The following is a 21272-nucleotide window of genomic DNA, read 5'->3' on the forward strand; positions in this document are numbered from 1 at the left end:
CTGTAAGTGACGTCGCTCGGATGCGGTATGTCATCAGTCATCGCTAAGTCAACGATTAATCCACGTCATTGGCAGACAAAGAGTAGCGAGCGGCGCCACAACAACAAATGGATCATTGGTCTGACAGGCTGACTTTGCCTTTGCTTACAGTGGGATAGGCGAAGCAATGCCGGCAGGCAGGCGAGTGATAGGGCAAGAAAGGTCGCGGCAGGTCGCGTTATGCGCATCCAACAGATAGCAAGCGATGCGCCGCAGACGCGGCGGCGGGCGCAAGCGTCATGGCACAGACAGCCGCTGGCAAGCCATGGATAGCTGGCGGAAGCTTGAGTCGTGAGAACCGGGCGTCAGAGAGGGAGAGGCAGACGTCAGGGATGCCTATGCAAGAGAGACAGGCGTCAGGCGAGCCCGATCGCCTTGCGGCATGCGGCTGGCAGATGGACTTCTACCGCAAGCGGCAGATGGTCGGAGAACAGGTGTGACAGCGTGGTCGGGTGGCTCAAGCGCAGCGTCGAGGAGACCAGGATATGGTCGAGCCCACGGCGTGGCTGCCAGGCCGGGTAGCTGTTGATGGCCTTGCTGGGGCGGGAATCGAGAGCCTCGCTGAACGCCTTGTGCTGACGAAGCTGGGCCAGCGTGCAATTGAGGTCACCCATCACGATGACATGCTTGAGGGGCGCGATCAGCTCGCCAAGGTACTGCAGCTGACGATGCTGGATACGGGCACCGAGTGCCAGGTGGGTGACGAAGACATGCAGAGCGTGTTCGCCCTCGCCGAAGCGGGCATGGATGGCCCCGCGCCCCGGCAGAGTGCCGGGCAGGCTGTGCTCTTCGAGATGACTGATCGGCAGGCGCGACAGCAGGCCGTTGCTGTGCTGAGCCAGGCGGCCCAGGTTGCGGTTGAGCTGCTGATAGCGATGCGGGAATTCGGCCGTCTCGGCCAGTGAATCGACCTGATTGACGTTGCCGGAGCGGAAACTGCCACCGTCCACCTCCTGCAGTCCGACGATGTCGTAGGGCGTGATGGCGGCGGCGATCAGCTCCAGACGCTTGCGGCGCATCGGGTGGGGCAGCACATGCTGCCAACCGCGGGTGACATAGTGATGCCACGCCGCGGTATGGATACCGACCTGCATGTTGAAGGTCAGCAGACGCAGGGGAGGTGCCGTCTCGTCGAGTCCGGCACCTTCCGTGGCGCTGGCGGCCACTGAGTCAGCAGCCGCTGCCATCAAGCGGCGTCCTTGCTGCCGGCTTTCTCTTCACGCACCTGCTCGACCAGCTCGTCGGTGATCTTGAGCATGTTCTGCAGTGAGCCTGCCGTGCTCGGCGAGATGACATAACGGCCATCCACGATCAGTGCCGGTACGCCCATGATCTTGTAGGCGCGCATCTGGGCGTGGGCCTGATTGACCTGGCTCTTCACGCCGAAGGAGGTCAGCGACTTCTTGGCGTCTTCTTCGCTGACGCCGTAGTCGCTGTAGAACTTGGCGATATCATCCGGGTCGGTCAGACGCTGGTGGTCCTGATGGATGGCATCGAAGAAGGCCTTGTGGGTCTCGTCGAGGATGCCCAGGTCCTTGGCGGCATAGAAGGCATAGGCGTGCTTGACCCAGTCCTGCCCCATGGTGGCCGGCAGACGGTTGAAGGTCACGTCACTCGGCAGCTCATCGACCCACGGCTCGAGGCTGGATTCCAGCTTGTAGCAGTGCGGGCAGCCATACCAGAACGCTTCGACCACTTCGACATTGCCCGCCGGCGCGTCGGTCTTCACCGGCTCGTCGAGTACCTGATAGTCCTTGCCGGCTTCAGCGGCGAACACGCTTGCTGACAGGCCAAGGCCCGCCACCAGAGTCAGTAGGGGTTTCCACTTCATGGAACATCTCCATCGGATTGAGGCATGCCCGGGCATGATACCCGGCAACATTAGTGATGCATCGAGTATGCGTGTCAGCCACCACTGCTGTCGAGACTGCCGAGCGGGACACGGCGGATCACTGTCGGGCCAGCCTAGCGCGACAAGGTTGACCGCTGGATGAACGCCGTTCGATCACGCCCCGTACAAGGCGTCGCTCGATCACGCGCCGTGAACGGCGTGCTGGTGCTGGTCGTCATCAAGTCAGTCGTACGCGACACCCGGCTGTACGGATGCCTCAGCGCAGGCCGTGGAGATATTCGGCCACCTGCTGCATGTCGCTGTCACTCATGCGCGCGGCGATGCTGCTCATGATGGCGTTCGGGTCATTGTCGCGGCTACCGTCGCGGAAGGCCTTGAGTGCTGACACGGTGTAGGCGGGGAATTGTCCGGCCAGCGCCGGGTAGCCTGCCGAGTCGATGCCTTCACCTCGCGGGCCATGACAGGCTGTGCAGGCCGCGATGCCGCGCTCGAGCGAGCCAGCCCGATACAGCACTTCGCCTGCACGGGCCGCCTCTGGCTCGGCCTGACCGCGATTGGCGGGCTGCGCGGCGTAGTGGGCCGCGATATCGGCGATGTCCTGATCGCTCAGGTTGTCGGCGATACCGGCCATCTGTGGTACCGAGCGGCGGCCATCCCGAATGTCGGCCGTCTGCTTGCGCAGGTAGTGGGCCTGCTGGCCAGCAAGATGGGGGAAGGCCGGGGTCGGCGAGATGCCCTGGGCGCCGTGACAGGCAGCACAGACGGCAGTCTTGGCCTTGCCTGCCGAAGCATCGCCGACCAGCGATTCGGCGGCGGCTCCCGTCGGCAAGGTGGCGGCCAATGTCGTGGCAGCAAGTGCCAGCAGCAGGCGCAAGGGGCGCTCGGGGATCTGCCTTGGTCTCATCAGCTCATCCATTTCACTGGTCCCTGTTCACGAAGAGGCCCGTTCGGGGCTTGTATCATCCGGCGTGGATGGTGGCCTCTGTCATTTCCCCGGAGCCCGCGCCGTGCTGCGCGCGGTGAGAAGTGCTCCCCCGCTCTCGCAGCCCGTGAGAGCAGGGTGGTACACTAGGCATCATGATCGTCATGCTGACCTTGCAGGCAGTATAGCGAATCCCCTCAGGGCGCGTGAGCGTGCCTGTCGTCAGTCGTGTCATCGCAGCAATCCAGTGCATCTTCCCGCTGTCGCCGGCAAGTTGCAGCGCCGATGGCAGGGCAGGCGGCACTCTTTTCGTTACACCGGTCGTTTCTTCTGCTCTCTCGTGATGTCGCGCGGGCGAGACGTCCGCCTTCAACAGGTATTCAGAACTCCCATGGCCGAATCAGCTCCTTCGACCCCCAAGCTCCATTATCGTCAGGCGCGCTTCCTGATCAGTGCCGCGACTCTGGCCCAGTGCCCGACGGACGTGGGTGCCGAAGTGGCCTTCGCGGGTCGCTCCAATGCCGGCAAGTCCAGCGCCATCAATGCGCTGACCTCGCAGAAGGCGTTGGCCCGTACCTCCAAGACCCCCGGCCGCACCCAGCTGATCAACTATTTCACCATCGGTGAAACGGGCCGCCATCTGGTCGACCTGCCCGGCTATGGCTATGCCAAGGTGCCGGACAAGGTGAAGCGCGAGTGGCAGTCACATCTGTCCAACTACCTGCGCAACCGCCAGTCGCTGCGGGGCCTGGTGCTGCTGATGGATGTACGCCATCCGCTGTCCGAATTCGACCAGATGATGCTGGGCTGGGCCGATGAGGCCAAGATGCCGGTGCATATCCTGCTGACCAAGGCGGACAAGCTGAAGCGCGGGCCGGCGGCGGCAAGCCTGCAGAAGGTGCGTCACGCGCTCAAGGAGTGGGAAGACCTGGTCACCGTGCAGCTGTTCTCGTCGCTGAAGTATTCAGGTGTGGAGCAGGTGCATGCCAAGCTCGACGAGTGGCTGGCGGACCCGTCGGTGATGGACGGCGTGGAAGAGATGGCGGGCGACGAGGCACCGCAGGACCCCTTCGACGACTGAAGGTGCAAGACGATCTGGGGCGAAGCCTCGAACTACGCCACCTTGCATGACGAAACGGCCACCCCTTGGGGTGGCCGTTTGCGTTACGACAGGCACGCTGTCACTGATGTTTGCGCTTCCCCCGGGGCCCATCACATGAACAGGCTGCGCGGTGCGCTGGGAATGGGGTCAAGACGGGTCAGAGAGCTCGTTTCCCTGGGCGCCGAGAGAATATGCGGGGCCTTCACCGTAGGCTCGACGACTTCCGGCATCGTCACGGCCTCGCTGGGGGCGAGCAGGCTGCGCATGGCCTCCTGTGGTGAGGCTGCCGGCGCCTCTTGCGCGCTGGATTGCAACGTCGCGAGGCTGGCACGACCACTGTAGACCGCCACGATGACCAGCAATGCGGATACCAGTACGATGGCCACGCCTTTCAGCAGAGCGCGGCTGGACTGCCGTGAGGGCGTCATGATCGGCGCATGCTGCTCCCCTTCACCATGCAGGGGTGGCCTCTGGGGAGAGGAAGATGACACACGGTAGCGCGGGAGTGAGTGGGTGCTCATGCTGGCCTCTCCTGTTGACGTCGAGGTGGCAGGCATCTCCCGGCGCAGTCTCAGGAATCTCAGACAGGATTCAACATCGACGACGGCGGGAAACTTGTACATGAAATATGGTTGAAGCGTCATTTTTGTACAAGTTTTAATTCACTCAGTCATTCCGCTACTTGCTCTGCCACTCAGTTACTCCCTCACTCAGTCATTCAGGCGCGCAATCAGCGCCGGCAGCTCGCGAACGTGCGAGATGACATGTACACCTGCCGGGACGGGGCCCGGGGCACCCTGACCCTTGACGTCGATCCAGGCGGCCTGCATACCCAGGCGCGCGGCAGGCAATGCATCCTCTTTCCATGAGTCACCGACATGCAGGGTGGTGGAGGGGCGGCTGCCCAGGCGTGCCATGGCGGCGAGAAAGGGACGTGCATCCGGCTTGGGCGCCAGCCATTCGCCGGCGGCGATGCTGAACTCGAAGTGATGGTCCAGCGCGAGGCGAGCCAAGTCGACATTGCCATTGGTGATGGCACCAAGGCGGTAATCGTGGGCGAGGGAGTCGAGCAGTTCGCTGGCTTCCGGGAAGGGCGTCAATTCGTGACGCAGCGCCAGGAAGCGCTCGATGGCGGCGCGTGACCAGTGGCCCGCCTGCTCATCATCATGCCCGGCATCACGCAGCATGGCGTGCATGGCCTCGCGGCGCAGCCAGGTGAAATCACCGCGGCGTAGCGGGTGCTCCAGCCCCAGCGCCATGCGGCGGCGGGTGTATTCCTCGAGGGGGAAGTCGTTGGCATGGCCGATCTCGCCATCCAGCCAGGCGTAATGCTCGGCCTCGGCGCGCTCCATCACCGCGCGATTCGCCCAAAGGGTGTCATCGAGATCAAAGGTCAAGGCCGTCAGACGAGGTGCGTTGGCAGGCGTCACAGGGTGTCATCCTTGAGCGGGGCATCAGTGGGGAAGGTGGTGGCAGTGTCTGATGTTGCCGTCTCTGATCCGCGCTGGCGGCGGGCGCGAGGGTGGGCCTGATCATAGGCACTGGCCAGTTGCTGCCAGTCGAGGCGGGTATAGACCTGGGTGGTCGAGAGGTGGGCGTGTCCCAGCAGTTCCTGCACGGCGCGCAGGTCGCCGCTGGATTCGAGCAGATGACTGGCGAAGGAGTGGCGCAGGCGGTGTGGGTGCAGATGCTCGGGCAGGCCGCGTTCTTTCGCCTGCGCCACCAGCCTGAGCTGAACCCCACGCTGGCCGAGGCGGCGGCCCTGCTGGCCGACGAACAATGCCGGCTCGTCCTGGGCGGCGAGCTGGCCGCGCACCATCAGCCAGGCATCCAGCGCCTGGCGGGCGCGTGAGCCGATCGGCAGCTGGCGGGGCTTGTCGCCCTTGCCGCGCACGCGCAGGCGGCGGGTTTCCAGCATGTCGAGGTCGAGGCTGACCAGCTCCGAGAGACGCAAGCCCGCGCCGTAGAGCAGTTCCAGCATCGCCTGATCGCGGATCGCCAGTGGCGTGCCGTCATGTGGGCAGTCGAGAAAGCGTGCCAGGCTGTCGATATCCACCGGGCGTGGCAGGTGGTCCGGCAGGCGCGGGGTCTGCACCAGCCCCGCCGGGTTGTGTGGCAGCACATCCTGCTCGACCAGCCAGCCACAGAAGCGGCTGATCGCCGCGCGCCGCCGCGCCAATGAGCGTGGCGCGAGGCCACGACTGCGCTCGGCACCCAGAAAACGCCTGAGTGTCGGTACGTCCAGCGCCTGCCAATCCTTCGGCAGGGGCGCCGCGTCCTTTTCACCAGCGGCGCTGCTGTCCGCTGCGGGGCGCAGCATGAAGGCGGTCAACGCCTGCAGATCACGCGCGTAGGCGCTGACGGTCGCGTGGCTGCTGTCGAGGGCAAGCTCTGCCAGAAATTCCCGGCAGGTCGCGGACAGCGTCTGCTCGGCGGCAAGGCGCTCGGCGTCGCTCGCTGAGGTGCCATCGGTGGATATATCGACGGCTGAAGCGCCGTGGGCTGACTTGAGGCGGCTCATCGGCTGGCCTGGTCGTCACGGCTCGAGGAGCGCAGAGGCGGCTGGCCCGGGGCATCGCGGCCCAGGCAGCGGGCCAGCACGTCACCGAGGTATTCGGGAAACAGGGTGTCGAGACCGGCACGGAACTGCTCGGCGTCGGCACTCGCCACCACCAGATAGCCCAGGCACTCACCACGGGTCAGGCGCACGATGACGGCGGAGCCGCGCGTGGCATCGGCCTGGCTTGCATCGACGAGGTCTGCACAGTCGGTGCCGAGTGGCCACTGATGATCGGGCAGCAAAGCTTCCCAGCGCGTGCGTGGCATGGCCAGGCAGCGGCTGGCACGACCCTCGAGCAGCCGCTCGAACTGCTCGCCGCGCGCATCCTCAAGCGCTCGGCGCGGCGGCTGTGCCGAAGCATCGGCATCGCGCTGCCACAGGCAGACGGCCGCGATGTCGAACAGCTCGCTGAGGCGTGTAGACAGCGTCTCGGCCAGCGCATCATCGGACTCGGCATCGAGCAGATCCAGCACCAGCTGACGCAGACGTTGATAGCGACTCTCGTTGTCGCGCGCAGCGGTCAACAGCTCCTCGAGGCGCTCTTCTGCCTGATCGGTCCGCCCGCGCAGATCATGTACCAGCCGCTCCAGCAACGAGATGCTGCCGCCGCGCGCTTCCGGGTGTGGCACCCGCATGCGTTGCAGCAACCCTTCACGCCCCTCGAAGAAGTCGGGGTGCGTGGCCAGCCATTCGGCGACCCGATCCGGGTCCAGCGTGCGCGGGCGACGTGACACGGGTGACTCGGCCATGTGGGGCTCCTTGCGGACGGTTGGTAGCGAGACGCTGTCGGCCATGTCGTCGGCAGCGTCACTCGGCTGGGGCTGGCGATCTACAGGATGATGCGGCCTTCGAAGACGGTCTCGGCGGGACCGGTCATGAACACCGGCTGGCCGTCGCCAGCCCATTCGATGCTCAGGGTGCCGCCTGGCAGCGTGACATTGACCGGACTTGCCAGCAGACCACGGCGAATGCCGGAAGCGACCGCCGCACAGGCGCCGGTGCCACAGGCCAGCGTCTCGCCGACACCGCGTTCGAAGACACGCAAGCGCGCTTCGTGCGGCGTGACGACCTCGAGGAAACCGGCATTGACGCGCTTGGCGAAGCGCGGATGCGCCTCGATCAGCGGGCCGAGCGTCAGCACCGGGGCCTGTTCGACGCTGTCGACCAGCAGCACCGCGTGGGGGTTGCCCATCGAGACGACGCCGATTTCCAGCGTCTCGCCGTCGACGTCCAGGGTGTGCACCGGCAGGTCGGCCTCGGCCTCGAAGGGCAGCGCGGCGGGGGCGAAGCGCGGCGCGCCCATGTCGACGCGCACCCGCCCATCCTCGGCGACGACCAGAGTCAGCGGGCCGCCGGCCGTCTCGACGCGAATCTCGCGCTTGGTGGTCAGGCGCTGTTCACGCACGAAGCGCGCGAAGCAGCGCGCCCCGTTGCCGCAGTTCTCGACTTCACTGCCATCGGCATTGTAGATGCGATAGCGGAAGTCCATGTCCGGGTCGCGGGGCGGCTCGACCACCAGCAGCTGGTCGAAGCCGATGCCGAAGTTGCGGTCCGCCAGACGGCGGATATCGGCATCGCGCAGGCGACTGCGCTGCGAGATCAGGTCAATGACCATGAAGTCATTGCCCAGTCCGTGCATCTTGGTGAAGTTCACCAGCATCAGGCATCACCTTCCGGCAGCAGTTGCTCGCCGGTCCACAGTTCTTCGAGGCGCTCACGACGACGCACCAGGTGCATCTCGGGGCCATCGACCATCACCTCGGCAGGGCGACAGCGGCTGTTGTAGCTCGAGGCCATCACGAAGCCGTAGGCACCGGAAGAGCGCACGGCGAGCAGGTCGCCCGGCGCGATGGCCAGTTCGCGGTCCTTGCCGAGGAAGTCACCGGTCTCGCAGACCGGGCCGACCACATCGTAGCTGGCGGTCTTGCGCGTCTCACGCGTGTCGACGGTGACGATGTTCTGCCACGCCTGATACAGCGACGGGCGGATCAGGTCATTCATGCCGGCATCGATGATGGCGAAGTTCTTCTCTTCTCCGGGCTTGAGGTACTCGACGCGGGTCAGCAGCACGCCGGCGTTGGCGGCGATGGAGCGACCCGGTTCGAACAGCAGGGTCATCTCGCTGCCGTGCTCATAGCGGGCCAGACGCTCCAGCAGGGCGCTGGCGTAGGCGAAGGGCTCCGGCGGGGTCTCGCTCTGGTAGGGCACGCCGAGGCCGCCGCCGAGGTCGAGGTGCTCTATGACGATGCCGCGTTCGCGCAGGCGATCCAGCAGCACCAGCAGGCGTTCGAGGGAATCGAGGAAGGGCGCCAGCTCGGTCAACTGGGAGCCGATATGGCAGTCGGCACCGACTACCTGCACGTGCTCCATGGCGTTGGCGATCTCGTAGACCTCCAGCGCCTGCTCGACCGGAATGCCGAACTTGTTGGCCTTGAGGCCAGTGGAGATGTACGGGTGGGTGCCGGCATCGACGTCGGGATTGATGCGCAGTGATACCGGCGCGACGCGTCCGAGACGGCCCGCGACAGCGTTGAGGCGCTCAAGCTCCGGCAGCGACTCGACATTGAAGCACTTGATGCCCAGCTCCAGCGCACGCTCCATCTCGCCTGCCTGCTTGGCAACGCCGGAGAACACCACCTTGGCGGGGTCGCCGCCGGCCTTGATGACGCGCTCCAGCTCTCCGGCGGAGACGATGTCGAAGCCGGCGCCCAGACGTGCCAGTACATTGAGCACCGCCAGGTTGGAATTGGCCTTCACGGCATAGCAGATGAGATGCGGGTGGTCGCCCAGCGCATCCTGATAGGCCTTGAAGTGGCGCTCGAGCGTGGCACGGCTGTAGACGTAGCACGGCGTGCCGAACTGCTCGGCCAGCGTGGCGAGCGAGACGTCTTCGGCGTGCAGCACGCCATCCTGATAAACGAAGTGATCCATGATCCGGCCTGCAAGATGTCGCGCCGGCGGGCATCACCCGCCGGAGATGAATAAGGGGGCTCAGGCGTCGCTGCCGGAAATCCCGGCAGCGGCGGTGTTCTCTGCCTCGGAGGCGTCTGGTGCCGGCGCGGGAGCTTCGGCGCGCTGGCCACCGGCGTCAGCGTCCGCCGGCAGATAGAGCGGGCCTTTCTGGCCGCAACCGGCCAGCAGGCCAGCGCCCAGCAGCAGCGCCGCGAAGGTGCGAAGTGTATGACGGGCGGACTGGCTCATCAGATGACGCATCGGGCGGCCTCCTGGCAGCAAGCGATAGAGCGATGCAGGCCCGGTTGCCATGGGTGGCGACCAGGCCCGAAAGAGGATGATCAGGCGCGCGAGGCCAGGGCGTCACGCGCACGCTGTACGGCAGCGCGGACCTGGTTCGGCGCGGTGCCACCGATGTGATTGCGCGCCGCGACGGAGCCTTCCAGCGTCAGCACGTCGAAGACGTCCTGCTCGATGGTGTCGGAGAACTGCTGGAGCTCTTCCAGGGTCATCTCGGACAGGTCGCGCTGCTGTTCGATGCCGAAGGCGACGGACTTGCCGACGATCTCGTGGGCATCACGGAAGGCGACGCCCTTGCGCACCAGGTAATCCGCCAGGTCGGTCGCGGTAGCGAAGCCCTTGCTGGCCGAGGCGTACATGTTCTCGGACTTGGCGCGGATCGCCGGGATCATGTCGGCGAAGGCGCGCAGGCTGCCGCGCACGGTATCGATGGTATCGAACAGCGGCTCCTTGTCTTCCTGATTGTCCTTGTTGTACGCCAGCGGCTGGGACTTCATCAGGGTCAGCAGGCTCATCAGGTGGCCATAGACACGGCCGGTCTTGCCGCGTACCAGCTCCGGCACGTCCGGGTTCTTCTTCTGCGGCATGATGGAGGAGCCGGTGCAGAAGCGGTCCGGCAGGTCGATGAAGTCGAACTGGGCGCTGGTCCACAGCACCAGCTCTTCGCTCATGCGTGACAGGTGCATCATCAACAGGCTGGCGAAGCTGGTGAATTCGATGGCGAAGTCACGGTCGCTGACCGAATCGAGGCTGTTCTCGGTCGGACGGTCGAAGCCGAGCAGCTCGCTGGTGACATGACGGTCGATGGGGAAGGTGGTGCCGGCCAGCGCCGCGGCGCCCAGCGGCAGCACGTTCATGCGCACGCGGCAGTCACGCAGGCGGTCCTGGTCGCGCGCGACCATTTCCTGCCAGGCCAGCAGGTGGTGGCCGAAGGTGACCGGCTGGGCGCTCTGCAGGTGAGTGAAGCCCGGCATGATGGTGTCGGCTTCCTGCTCGGCCAGTCCCAGCATGCCTTCGCGCAGACGCGTCAGTTCGGCGTCGATGGCGTCGATCTCGTCACGCAGATAGAGGCGGATATCGGTGGCGACCTGGTCGTTGCGTGAACGGCCGGTGTGCAGCTTCTTGCCGGTGATGCCGATCTTGGCGGTCAGGCGTGCCTCGATGTTCATGTGCACGTCTTCCAGCGCCACGGACCACTCGAATTCGCCCCGCGCGATCTCTTCACTGATTTCCTTCAGTCCCGCGATGATGACGTCGCGTTCTTCTTCGCTCAGCACGCCGACACCGGCCAGCATGGTGGCATGGGCGATGGAGCCCTGGATGTCGTGCTGCGCCATGCGCTGGTCAAAATCGACGGAGGCGGTGAAACGTGCCACGAAGGCATCGGTCGGCTCGCTGAAGCGGCCGCCCCAGGACTGATTGGTAGATTCGCTCATCGGGATCTCGAATTGTGGTGACGTGTCCAGAGTTCGGCGTCCGGTGCACGGTCGCGCAGCCGGTATCGTTGACCTTGGAGTGTACCAGACTCCTGCGCGTGGGCGAGGGGCCGCGGCCAGTCCGGCGGATCGCAGGAAAGCGTGCCACGGATTTTCCCCCTGAGGTGACTGGCTTTATGATAAGTGTCATCAGAGGGCAGCGCTGTCCGTCAGTCAGGTTTGCTCAACAACTTCGAATCAGATGGCGTGCGTTGCGCGCCAGCAAGGAGAATGCCGTGCCCCGCCGTGAGATTCTGCGTATCGCGACCCGCAAGAGCCTGCTCGCCCTGTGGCAGGCCGAACACGTCAAGGCGCGACTCGAGGCCCTGCATCCTGGCTTGAGCGTCGAGTTGGTGCCGATGTCGACGCGTGGTGACAAGATTCTCGATACCCCGCTGGCCAAGATCGGTGGCAAGGGCCTGTTCGTGAAGGAGCTGGAAGAGGCGATGCTCGACGGTCGCGCCGATATCGCCGTGCACTCCATGAAGGACGTGCCGATGCACTTCCCGGAGTCGCTGGGACTGGCGGTGATTCTCGAGCGTCACGCCCCGACAGACGCCTTCGTGTCCAACACCTGTGCCAACTTCGATGCCCTGCCGCAGGGCGCGCGCCTGGGCACCTCCAGCCTGCGTCGTGGTCTGCAGGCCAAGGCGGCACGCCCGGACCTGGAAGTGCTGAGCCTGCGCGGCAATGTCCAGACGCGTCTCGGCAAGCTGGATGCCGGCGAGTTCGACGCCATCATCCTGGCCACTTCCGGCCTGCAGCGCCTCGAGCTGGATGCGCGCATCACCGCCGAGATGGACGCCGAGACCTGCCTGCCAGCCTGTGGTCAGGGCGCGCTCGGCATCGAGTGCAACCTGCAGGACGAGGAGATTCTTGCGCTGCTCGAGCCGCTGGCCCATGAAGACTCCAGCCGTTGCGTGCTGGCCGAGCGCGCCATGAACACGCATCTGGAAGGTGGCTGTCAGGTGCCGATCGGCGGCTATGCCGTGCTCGAGGAAGGCGGCAGTCAGCTGTGGCTGCGTGCGCTGGTCGGCAATCCCGACGGAACGGTCATTCTGCGCGCCGAGGCGCGTGGCCCGTCCGATGCACCGGAAGCGCTGGGCGTCGCCGTTGCCGAAGACCTGCTCTCCCAGGGCGCCGGCGAGATTCTGGCGGCGGTCTACGGCGACGCTCGTGGCTGAGGTGCCAGCGATGGCAAAGGCGTCGCGTCTTGAGGTGTTGACGACGCGGCCGGGCTCGCGCGGAGCGGTTCTCGATGCGATGCTGAGCGAGGCCGGCTGCGAGGTGGAGTGCCTCAAGCTGATGGCGCTCGAGGCCTTGCCACTGGAACCCGCTGCGCGCCAGGCGATCATCGATGTCGATCTGTATCGCGGCGTGATCGTGATCTCGCCCCAGGCCGCCGGTTATCTGGCCGATTGGCTGGAGGAGTGGTGGCCGCAGCTGCCCGAAGGCATCAGCTTCTATGCCGTCGGCGCGGCCACTGCCGAAGTGCTGCATTCGCGGTTGGGCGTGTCGGTGCGTGTCCCGCCGCGCGCCACGCGCGGTGAGCATGCCGAACGCGATGCGCCGGTCGGTACCACCAGCGAAGCCTTGCTGTCGCTGCCGTCGCTCAGAGCGCTTGCGGGTCAGCGCTGGTTGCTGGTGGCCGGTGAAGGCGGGCGTCCGTTGCTGGAAGAAACGCTGGTGGCACGGGGCGCTCAGGTCACGCGTCTGGCACTTTATCGACGCCTTCCGTTGGCTTTGTCGCCGCAACAGGCTGGCCGTCTGGCGGCGGGCGCGTATGATGCAATGGTGGTGACCAGCAATGAACTGCTCGAGACGGTGATGGCGTCGGTGACGCCGCAGGCCTTGCACCAACCGCTAATCGTGTCGAGCCACCGTTTGGCTACACTGGCACACGCTCATGGTTTCGAGCGCGTGACGGTCGCCGAGGACGCTTCACCCGGGGCCCTGACGCAGGCAGTACTTCGCGCCTGCGCCCCCATCAGCAAGACTCGCCATGCAGTGACCGGCGCCACTGCGCCTGGTCCGCGTGAGGCCATCGATTCCCAAGAATCCGGAAAAGGGCAAGCGTAGATGAGCAACCGAGAACACGATCAGGAAGATAACGGCTCTGCCGGCATGACGCCCGGCAAGTCGGGCGACAAGGATGCTGCCGCTCGCGCATCAGATGCTTCTTCCGTTTCCGGCGTTTCCGCCGATGACACTGCCTCTGGCCGCCCTGGCGCCGAGGCCTCCCGTTCGTCCTCTCCCTCGTCATCCGACACGGCTGATGCCCCGCGCGAGCGCCGCTCGCGAGGTGGGCGCAATCGTCGTGGGCGTAGCAAGGGGCAGGGCAGCTCCTCCTCTTCAACCTCATCCTCCACTGCCAGTGAGTCCACGCCCGTGAGCCAGACTTCAGACGACAACGCATCGACGCCTTCCGGCGCAAAATCGCCGCTTCCGGAGCGTAGCGAACCCGCCAAGGAGGCGTCTGCCGCCAAGCCGAGTGCTGGCAAGGCCTCTTCCAGCAAGGCGTCTCCCGGCAAGTCCTCCGCGCCGGCTGGCAAGACGGCCAGCGCCGGTGGTGCAGGCCTGGGTGCCACGGCGGCTCCCGGCACGCCGCCGCCCGGCGAGTCTCAGGGCAAGAAGAGCAAGGCCGGCAGCATCGCGCTGGTTCTCGTCATCCTGCTGGCCATCGTGGTCGCGGTGCTGGCGTGGTTCGGCTGGCAGCGTCTGAATGCGCTGCCGGATGCCCAGGGCCTCGACAAGCAGGTCAGCGAGAGCGTGACCCAGCAGGTCGGTCAGGTCTCCAGCAAGGTCGAGGGTCTGTCGAGCACGCTTGAGAAGAACGAATCCCGCGTCAGCGAGCTCGACAAGCGTCTGTCCAGCGAAAGCCAGGACACCGAGCAGGCCCTCAACAAGGTGCTCGAGGAGCTCAGCAAGTCCCAGCAGACCGACGCGCGTGACTGGCACTATGCGGAAGCCGAGTACCTGCTGCGCCTCGCCAACCAGCGTCTGCAGCTGGAGCGTGACGTGAACGGTGCCGATGCGCTGCTCGAGAACGCCGATGCGCGCATCGCGGCGGCCAACAACCCGGCGCTGCTGCCGGTGCGCAAGGCCATCCAGTCCGAACTGGCCAGCCTGGACAGCGTGCCGCGCGTCGATCGCAGCGGTATCTATCTTGCGCTGCTTGCCGAGCAGGAACAGCTGGCGCGTCTGCCGCTCAAGCAGGACGTGGCCGAGATCGCCGCCAAGGTCGAGAACGACGCAGCGCCGACAGGCGGTTGGCAGCAGCAGCTGGCCCGCTTCGGCAACGAGCTGAAGGATCTGGTCACGGTGCGTCGTCATGACGAGGCACTGGAAGCCCTGATCACGCCGGAGCAGGAATCCTACCTGCGTCAGAACGTGCGTCTGGTGCTGGAGCAGGCGCAGCTGGCGCTGCTCAAGGAAGAGCCGAAGCTCTACCAGGCCGCCATCGACAAGGCCATCACGCTGGTCAATGGCTACTACGACACCAAGACCGATGGCGTGCAGAATGCCGTCGCCAAGCTGGAAGAGCTCAAGAGCAAGACCATCCGTCCGGAGCTGCCTGACATCTCCGCCTCTCTGAGCAAGCTGCGTGAGCTGATCGAGCGTCGCGCCCAGCAAGGGGGTGGCAACGCATGAGAGTCCTGATACTGCTGATCATCATCGGGCTGGCCATCGGTGCCCTGTTCGGGCAACTGATGCAGGCCTTCCCGGGCTACTGGCTGATTCGCGTCGGCGATACCTCGGTCCAGACTTCCTTCTGGTTCGGCTTGATCCTGCTGTTCGCGGGCTTCGTGGTGCTGCACTTCGGTCTGCGCCTGCTGTCGCGCTTCGCGCATCCGTTCTCCCGCCTCAAGGTATGGAACAGCCGTACCCGGCACCGCAATGCCACGCGCAAGACCGTACGGGGCCTGGTGGCGCTGGCCGAAGGCCGCTGGAAGCGGGCCGAGAAGTCGCTGACCCACTCGGCGGAAGATTCCAGCACGCCGCTGGTCAACTACCTGTCCGCTGCCCTGGCCGCGCACTATCAGGGACGTTTCGAGCAGGCGGATACGCTGCTCAAGCGGGCGCATGAGTCCACCCAGGGCTCCGAGAGCGCAGTGGGTCTGGTGCAGGCGCAGCTGATGCTGGACCGCCAGCAGCATGAACAGGCGCTGGCGACCCTGACGCGTCTCGACAAGCAGCTGGGCGAGCACCCGCAGGTGCTCAAGCTGCTCAAGCAGGCCTATCTGGCGGTCAATGACTGGGATGGTCTACGTCGTCTGATGCCGCGTCTCGACAAGCAGGACCTCATCTCCCCCGAGGAGAAGAAGGAGCTGGAACAGCGTGCCTATGTGGCGCTGATCCAGCAGGCCGCGCGCAATCCGGAGGACATCGAGCGCGTGCGCAACCTGTGGGCCGACATGCCGGACCACCTGCGCACCGACGTGAATCTGGTCGCGCTCTACGCCGAGGCGCTGATCGCCGGTGGCCAGGAAGGCCTGGCCGAGCGTCTGCTGCGTCACTCCCTCAAGGAGTGCTGGGATTCGCGTCTGGTGCTGCGTTACGGCCTGCTGGACGTGGATGCACCGCGTCAGCTGGTGTATGCCGAGAAGTGGCTGCAGGAGCGTCCGAATGATCCGGATCTGCTGCTGTCGCTGGGCCGACTGGCCCTGCGCAACGCCAGCTGGGGCAAGGCTCAGGAGTACTTCGAGGCTAGCCAGCGCCAGCGTCCGAGCGGTACGGTGTGTGCTGAACTCGCGCGTCTGTTCGCCAACCTGGGCGAGCACAACAAGAGTCAGCTCTACTACCGTCAGAGCGTCGAGCTGCTGGATCGCTCACTGCCGGCCCTGCCGCAGCCGAGCAAGGACAACGTCTGAGGAGCGGCCGTCGAGTGCCGGCCGCCTGGTGCCAACCAAGGCATGACAGGCGTCATGCAGGCTGGCGGACAAGACACTCGGCGGCTTGCACGATGTTTCCTTGTTTGATGAAAGCTATTGCCCAATTGCACCGGCCGCGCTGTCGGCCGGTGATGCAGGTTTCTCTCCGGGGTATCCTGGTTCACACGCCGTGTGACGGGATGCCCTTCTTTTTGCCCGCATGACGGGCGCTGTGGACATTCTCATCCAGGTTGTCGCCCTTCCAGCACGTCGCTGTGAAGTGTCGGTGGGTGCATGCGGGCATGGGCATGGACGGCTCCGGATTTCTCGTTGCTGACCCGGCAACGATGCGTCCGGGCCCTCACGGCCAGAGCGTGAGCGTGTGGCGCTGGCTGGAAGCGTTTCCTCCGTGCGATGATTCTGCGTGTCGGATGCGCCCATGCACGTGGCGCATCTACGGGCCGGGTCCGGTCCGTTTCCCCAAGCGATGATGGAGTCTGCATGTTGCATAAGTCCCTGGCCCTGATGGGCGCCTCTGTACTGGCCGTGTCACTGGCCGGTTGTGCCGCTACCGGTAACAGCTCTTCCAGCAACGCCGCCAGCTCTTCCAGCTCGTCCAGCTCCATGATGAGCCTCGCCAGCAGCATGCTGAGCAGCCAGACCGGCCAGTCCCTGCCGGCGGCCGACCTGATGTCCAGCCTGACCTCCCAGCTGGGTGTGTCCTCCACTCAGGCGCTGGGTGGCTCCGCTGCCATGCTGGCTCTGGCCCAGTCCCAGCTTGGTACCAGCGCGACCTCCGAGCTGTCCACTGATGTGCCGCAGCTGTCCAGCTTGACCAGCAGCAGCTCGCTGTCCACGCTCTCCAGCCTGGCGAGCCTGAGCGGCAACGACAATGCCACGGCATTGGCCAGCACCGTCGGCAATGTCGATGACAGCGCGTCTCTGGACAGCGCCTTCTCCGCGCTGGGCATGGACAGCAGCATGGTCTCCCAGTTCGCGCCGGTGCTGCTCAGCTACATGGGCGGTGAAGGCGTCAGCTCGACGCTGCTGAGCTCGCTGTCCAGCGTGTGGGGCACCGGCTCCTGAGCCAGCGCCTTGCATGAGGTGTGAGGCAGCGTTTCATGCCCACACATGAAAACGCCCCCGAGCCAGTGGCTCGGGGGCGTTTTCGTTTCAGTACGGCTGCCTGCGCAGGCAGCCGTGTCGGGATAGCCGTGTCGGGATAGTGCAGGCGCTCGATCAGTCGCCGTCGGCATCCGGTTGGGTGGTCTGACGGATGCGCTGTTCCTCGGCATCCACGACTTCGCCGTCTTCGGTGGCATGACGCGTCAGCGGCTTCTCCTCGCGACGCTTGGCGACCTTGGCGGCTGCCTCGCGCTGCTCGGGGGTCTTCGGTTGACCGGCAGCGGAGCCATCGATCACGAACGGCGCCTGCATGGTGCGCACGTTGGCCGGCGGCGCGCCACCGTCCTTGTCCTGCCCGAAGTACATGGTCATGTGCGGGAACGGGATCTCGATGCCAGCAGCGTCGAAGTGCTGCTTCACGAGCTTGTTGTACTCGCGGCCGATGGCCCACTGGTTGCCCGGGGTGGTCTTGATCATCACGCGGATGTTGACCGAGCTGTCGGCCAGGGCCGAGACGCCGGCGATGGTGACCGGCTCGAGGATCTCCGGACCATAGCTGCTTGCCTCGAGCTCATCGAAGGCCGCACGCAGGTGCACGATGGCGTGGTCGACATTCTCGCGATAGGAGATGCCGTATTCGCCGACATGGTAGGCGAAGTCACGCATGTAGTTGGAGACGGTATCCACCGACGAGAACGGCACGATATGGAAGGTGCCGGACAGGTCGCGGATACCCACTGAGCGAATGGTCAGGCGTTCCGCGGTGCCGGTCACGCCACCGGCGGTGACCACATCGCCGGTGTTGATGGCGTTCTCCAGCTGGATGAACACCCCGGTGATGATGTCCTGCACCATCTTCTGGGCGCCGAAGCCGATCGCCAGACCCAGTACCCCGGCGCCGGCCAGCAGCGGCGCGATGTCGATGCCGATCTCGGACAGCACGATCATCGCGGTGAAGACGATCATCGCGATGGCGATGGCATTGCGGAACAGCGCCAGCAGGGTCTCCACCCGCGAGGACGGCTTGCCCTTGCCGGTGTCCGGATTGAGCTTGTGCTCGATCAGGCTGGCGATACCGACCCAGATCGCGATGGCGAAGGCGAGAATGAACAGCACATGGAAGATGCGCGACAGCAGCAGGGCACCGGCATCGGTCGCCAGCCACTCGCCGAGCGCCACGATGTGCCAGGCATTCAGCACCATGCCGATTACCACGATCAGAATGATGGCGCGCATGATGCGCAGCGCGGTGGGAATGTAGGAGTTGAGACGCTTCTCGAGCAGCGGCAGCTGGCCGCGCAGCTTGTCGGAGATCTGGATGCGCTTGCCGATCAGCTGCGTCACCACGCGCGACAGCAGAGCACCGCCGCCGATGGCGAGCAGCGTCTTGAGCGTCGCTCCCATCATGAACGGCAGCGCCTCTTCCGGCGTGGTCTGAGAGATGATGAACAGGGTGGCGAAGTAGGCCAGTGCGATCAGGTGCCAGGTGCGTGCCAGAATGCGCAGACACACGGCGATGAGCGCGTTGTTCGCCTCGCGGGCTTGAGTGAGCAGGCGGTCACGCAGAATGATGCGATTGCGCGAGATCACCACGATGGCCCAGATGAGGGTGATGGCCATGATCAGCAGATTGACGAAGCTGCCGACGGCCGGTGCCAGGTTGTTGTTGACCATCGGCACCACGACCAGGATGCCGTAGCCGATGAAGCCGGCCAGCATGGCCAGTGAGCGGTTCCAGTAACGCGCCACGTCATCTGGCATCGGCAGCAGACGCAGCCCCTTGTAGCCGGAGGAGAACAGCATGCGCATCAGGGCCTTGAACAGCTCGATCACCAGGTAGGCGTTCAGGAACATCGACTCGCGCTGACCGATCACGCCCTGTTCGCCATAGGCGAAGATGGCGAGCAGATAACCGCCGAGGAAGGCGAGACCGATGACCGCGATGTCCACCACCGCCGCGACGAGCACCGCCAGCAGGGTGCGCAGCAGCGGGCTGCGGTGCTGGCCATCCAGTGACCACTGGCCGACGCGCGAGAACAGCGGCTTGGCGAGTCTGCGCAGCACGAGGAACAGCGCGATGGTCGAGATGACGACCAGCCCGAGGCTGATGGCCTCGCTGGTGAAGCGACTCCAGTCGAACTCGTCGGCGTCCTCGTTGGCCAGGCCATCGAGGGTGCCCAGCATGCGGTCCAGCGTGGCGGAGAGATCCGCGACCAGGTCCTGGCTGATGGCGGCCAGCTGGCGCGACAGTGACGGCGAGTCCTCGCTCAGGGTGACGTCTTCCCCCGCCACCTCGACGGCTTGTTCACTCGCCTTGCTGTCCAGCTGCCGCAGGCCTTCGATCAGGGCCTCGCGCTGACTGGGGTCTTCCAGCAGCGTGGCCAGGCTCTCATAGGAGGATGTCGCGCCTTCGCCGCTGCCGTCTTCGGACGGGGCGGCAAGGGACAGGCTGCTGAACCCGAGGCTCAGCACCATCAACAGCATCATCAGGCCGGACATCAGCCAGGCAGGTCGCCATGAGTCCGGTTGGCGCGAGGCAGCAAGGGCGGGAGGGGAGTGCGGGGGTGTCGGAATCGCCACAGATGGCTTCTCCATGTCGGTGAGTGTGTGAGGCATCGGGGTAGAAAGTGAGAGCAGGCTCCGGAGGTACATCAGAGGCTCGCAAGCATCCCATCGATAACGCGAGGTTCTGTCAGATAGATGTTGAAGGGGCGTCTCGCACGTCCTGCGCGCACGCCGAGCGAGAGTCCATCCTTCAGTTATCGGGGCACTTGGTGCTATCCCAACCCCTGTGGGGACTCCGCCAGAGACATTCTTGCGCCCAGCCTGCGGCAGGCGCCGCCAACCTTCAAGGTCTTCAGGCACTCCTCGGAGGAGAGGCGTGACCTGCTGCCACGCAGGATATTGCAATGTCGCGTTGCATGAACTGGTGTGGTGAGTCGCAAGGCGAGTCGGTATTGTTGCGATTGATTATTATTCGTCGTTCAGGTGTGATCGTCATGCGCACAGAGGGCCTTGCGGTATCGTCCTGCGCAGGGTCACGTCTGCCTTCGCTTGAGTGCGAGATCCTTTTCTTCATTTCGGAGTACTGCATGACCGTCTCGTCGACTGCTTTTACTGCTCGTGGCATGACCCGTCCTGCATGGTTCAAACAGGGCCTGATGGCGACCTTGGCGGTAGCGCTGATGGGGGCTTCCCTGTCTGCCGAGGCACGCAGTGTCGAGACGGCCTACGGTGAGCTGGATATCGAGGGCACGCCGCAGCGTGTCGTCACCCTGTACGAAGGCGCGCTGGATGTGGCCGTCGCCAGTCAGGTGACGCCGCTGGGTGCCGTGACCACGCGCGGCGGTGATGGCGTGGCGAGCTATATCCAGCCGCAGGTGCCGGACATCAAGATCGTCGGCACGCCGCGTGAATTCAATCTCGAGTCGATCGTGGCGCTCAAGCCGGACCTGATCCTGGCACCGCCGGGCCTCGACAAGACCCAATACCAGCTGATGTCGCGTCTGGCACCGACCATCGTGCCGAGCGCTTCGGCGCTGAGCCAGCAGGGCTGGAAGGAGCAGAGTCGCGTCTATGCCGAGGCGCTGGGCGAGACGGCCGAAGCGGAACTCGAGACACGTCTGGCCGCCATCGACGCGCACACCGCGCGTCTGAAGGCCGAGATGACCACCCCGGAAACCGCCAGTCTGGTGCGTCGCATGCCGGGTGGCCTGATGGCGATGTCCGATCAGCTGTTCGCGACCGGCCTGATGGCGGCCAGCGGCTATGAGCTGGTCGGCGGTGATCTGGTCAAGCCGGGTCGTCCGCATTCCGATCCGCTCAGTGACGAGAACATGGCACGCATCGATGCGCAGACCATCTTCCTCGCCACCCTGGACGACTCCTCTGATGCCGCGGTCGACGCCCTGGCGGCACAACCGGCCTTCCAGCGCCTCGAGACAGCGGACCGCGACAGCCTGGTCGGCGTGAATGGCCAGCTGTGGACCAGCGCCAGCGGCCCGTTGGCAGCGGAAGCGTTGCTGAAGGATATCGACCGGGCGCGCGATGATGGCTAGTCGCAGTCATGTCGGT

General features: G+C 65.2%; 18 protein-coding genes and 1 pseudogene. 7 read left to right on the forward strand and 12 right to left on the reverse strand.

The window, feature by feature from the left end; genetic code table 11:
- Positions 1-395 precede the first annotated feature (395 nt).
- The 3 genes from AC5WNI_RS00605 to AC5WNI_RS00615 form a co-directional block, all read right to left on the reverse strand.
- Positions 396-1133 (reverse strand): endonuclease/exonuclease/phosphatase family protein, encoded by a 738-nt coding sequence (locus AC5WNI_RS00605; RefSeq protein ID WP_225996620.1) that lies wholly within the window; start codon positions 1131-1133, stop codon positions 396-398.
- A gap of 92 nt (positions 1134-1225) precedes the next feature.
- On the reverse strand, positions 1226-1870 hold the full coding sequence (locus AC5WNI_RS00610; protein ID WP_043333328.1) for a thiol:disulfide interchange protein DsbA/DsbL: 645 nt from the start codon (positions 1868-1870) through the stop codon (positions 1226-1228).
- Between the two features lie 277 nt (positions 1871-2147).
- Positions 2148-2795: a c-type cytochrome gene (locus tag AC5WNI_RS00615; protein ID WP_254627031.1), complete on the reverse strand. Its 648-nt coding sequence runs from the start codon at positions 2793-2795 to the stop codon at positions 2148-2150.
- A gap of 409 nt (positions 2796-3204) precedes the next feature.
- Here AC5WNI_RS00615 and yihA point away from each other — a divergent pair, with 409 nt between their 5' ends.
- On the forward strand, positions 3205-3894 hold the full coding sequence (gene yihA / locus AC5WNI_RS00620) for a ribosome biogenesis GTP-binding protein YihA/YsxC (RefSeq protein ID WP_054556430.1): 690 nt from the start codon (positions 3205-3207) through the stop codon (positions 3892-3894).
- 131 nt (positions 3895-4025) lie between these two features.
- Here the strand turns inward: yihA and AC5WNI_RS00625 are convergent, their stop codons facing one another.
- From AC5WNI_RS00625 to argH, 8 genes and pseudogenes are all read right to left on the reverse strand, one after another.
- On the reverse strand, positions 4026-4436 hold the full coding sequence (locus AC5WNI_RS00625; protein ID WP_175089015.1) for a hypothetical protein: 411 nt from the start codon (positions 4434-4436) through the stop codon (positions 4026-4028).
- A 189-nt stretch (positions 4437-4625) separates the two neighbouring features.
- A complete protein-coding gene (locus AC5WNI_RS00630) occupies positions 4626-5345 on the reverse strand; it encodes an HAD family hydrolase (RefSeq protein ID WP_175089016.1) in 720 nt (239 codons plus the stop codon).
- Positions 5342-6436, reverse strand: a complete 1095-nt coding sequence (locus AC5WNI_RS00635; RefSeq protein ID WP_175089017.1) for a tyrosine recombinase XerC — start codon at positions 6434-6436, stop codon at positions 5342-5344. The genes AC5WNI_RS00630 and AC5WNI_RS00635 overlap by 4 nt, the downstream gene beginning before the upstream one ends.
- Positions 6433-7224: a DUF484 family protein gene (locus tag AC5WNI_RS00640; RefSeq protein ID WP_175089018.1), complete on the reverse strand. Its 792-nt coding sequence runs from the start codon at positions 7222-7224 to the stop codon at positions 6433-6435. The genes AC5WNI_RS00635 and AC5WNI_RS00640 overlap by 4 nt, the downstream gene beginning before the upstream one ends.
- An 80-nt stretch (positions 7225-7304) precedes the next feature.
- Positions 7305-8135, reverse strand: a complete 831-nt coding sequence (dapF, locus tag AC5WNI_RS00645) for a diaminopimelate epimerase (protein ID WP_175089019.1) — start codon at positions 8133-8135, stop codon at positions 7305-7307.
- The gene (gene lysA, locus AC5WNI_RS00650; RefSeq protein ID WP_175089020.1) at positions 8135-9406 is read right to left on the reverse strand and encodes a diaminopimelate decarboxylase; all 1272 of its coding nucleotides are present in this window, start codon (positions 9404-9406) and stop codon (positions 8135-8137) included. Before lysA ends, dapF begins: the two co-directional genes overlap by 1 nt.
- Before the next feature lie 135 nt (positions 9407-9541).
- Positions 9542-9676, reverse strand: a pseudogene (lptM, locus tag AC5WNI_RS00655) (LPS translocon maturation chaperone LptM); the annotation flags it as partial.
- Between the two features lie 92 nt (positions 9677-9768).
- The gene (gene argH, locus AC5WNI_RS00660; RefSeq protein ID WP_175089021.1) at positions 9769-11163 is read right to left on the reverse strand and encodes an argininosuccinate lyase; all 1395 of its coding nucleotides are present in this window, start codon (positions 11161-11163) and stop codon (positions 9769-9771) included.
- 275 nt (positions 11164-11438) lie between these two features.
- On the opposite strand from argH, the gene hemC reads away from it, so the two are divergent.
- The 5 genes from hemC (at position 11439) to AC5WNI_RS00685 (ending at position 17159) form a co-directional block, all read left to right on the forward strand.
- Positions 11439-12386: a hydroxymethylbilane synthase gene (gene hemC, locus AC5WNI_RS00665; RefSeq protein WP_043333340.1), complete on the forward strand. Its 948-nt coding sequence runs from the start codon at positions 11439-11441 to the stop codon at positions 12384-12386.
- A 10-nt stretch (positions 12387-12396) separates the two neighbouring features.
- On the forward strand, positions 12397-13281 hold the full coding sequence (locus AC5WNI_RS00670) for a uroporphyrinogen-III synthase (protein ID WP_175089023.1): 885 nt from the start codon (positions 12397-12399) through the stop codon (positions 13279-13281).
- On the forward strand, positions 13282-14853 hold the full coding sequence (locus AC5WNI_RS00675) for a uroporphyrinogen-III C-methyltransferase (protein ID WP_487885569.1): 1572 nt from the start codon (positions 13282-13284) through the stop codon (positions 14851-14853). It begins immediately after the preceding gene.
- A complete protein-coding gene (locus AC5WNI_RS00680) occupies positions 14850-16073 on the forward strand; it encodes a heme biosynthesis HemY N-terminal domain-containing protein (protein ID WP_175089024.1) in 1224 nt (407 codons plus the stop codon). The genes AC5WNI_RS00675 and AC5WNI_RS00680 overlap by 4 nt, the downstream gene beginning before the upstream one ends.
- A gap of 501 nt (positions 16074-16574) precedes the next feature.
- A complete protein-coding gene (locus AC5WNI_RS00685) occupies positions 16575-17159 on the forward strand; it encodes a DUF2780 domain-containing protein (protein ID WP_175089025.1) in 585 nt (194 codons plus the stop codon).
- Positions 17160-17312: 153 nt separating this feature from the next.
- Here AC5WNI_RS00685 and ybiO read toward each other — a convergent pair whose 3' ends face one another.
- Positions 17313-19778, reverse strand: a complete 2466-nt coding sequence (gene ybiO / locus AC5WNI_RS00690) for a mechanosensitive channel protein (RefSeq protein WP_175089026.1) — start codon at positions 19776-19778, stop codon at positions 17313-17315.
- Positions 19779-20326: 548 nt separating this feature from the next.
- On the opposite strand from ybiO, the gene AC5WNI_RS00695 reads away from it, so the two are divergent.
- The gene (locus AC5WNI_RS00695) at positions 20327-21256 is read left to right on the forward strand and encodes an ABC transporter substrate-binding protein (RefSeq protein ID WP_175089027.1); all 930 of its coding nucleotides are present in this window, start codon (positions 20327-20329) and stop codon (positions 21254-21256) included.
- The last annotated feature ends 16 nt before the right edge of the window (positions 21257-21272 follow it).

It is taken from the genome of Cobetia sp. PDI-12MA, from assembly GCF_059507695.1.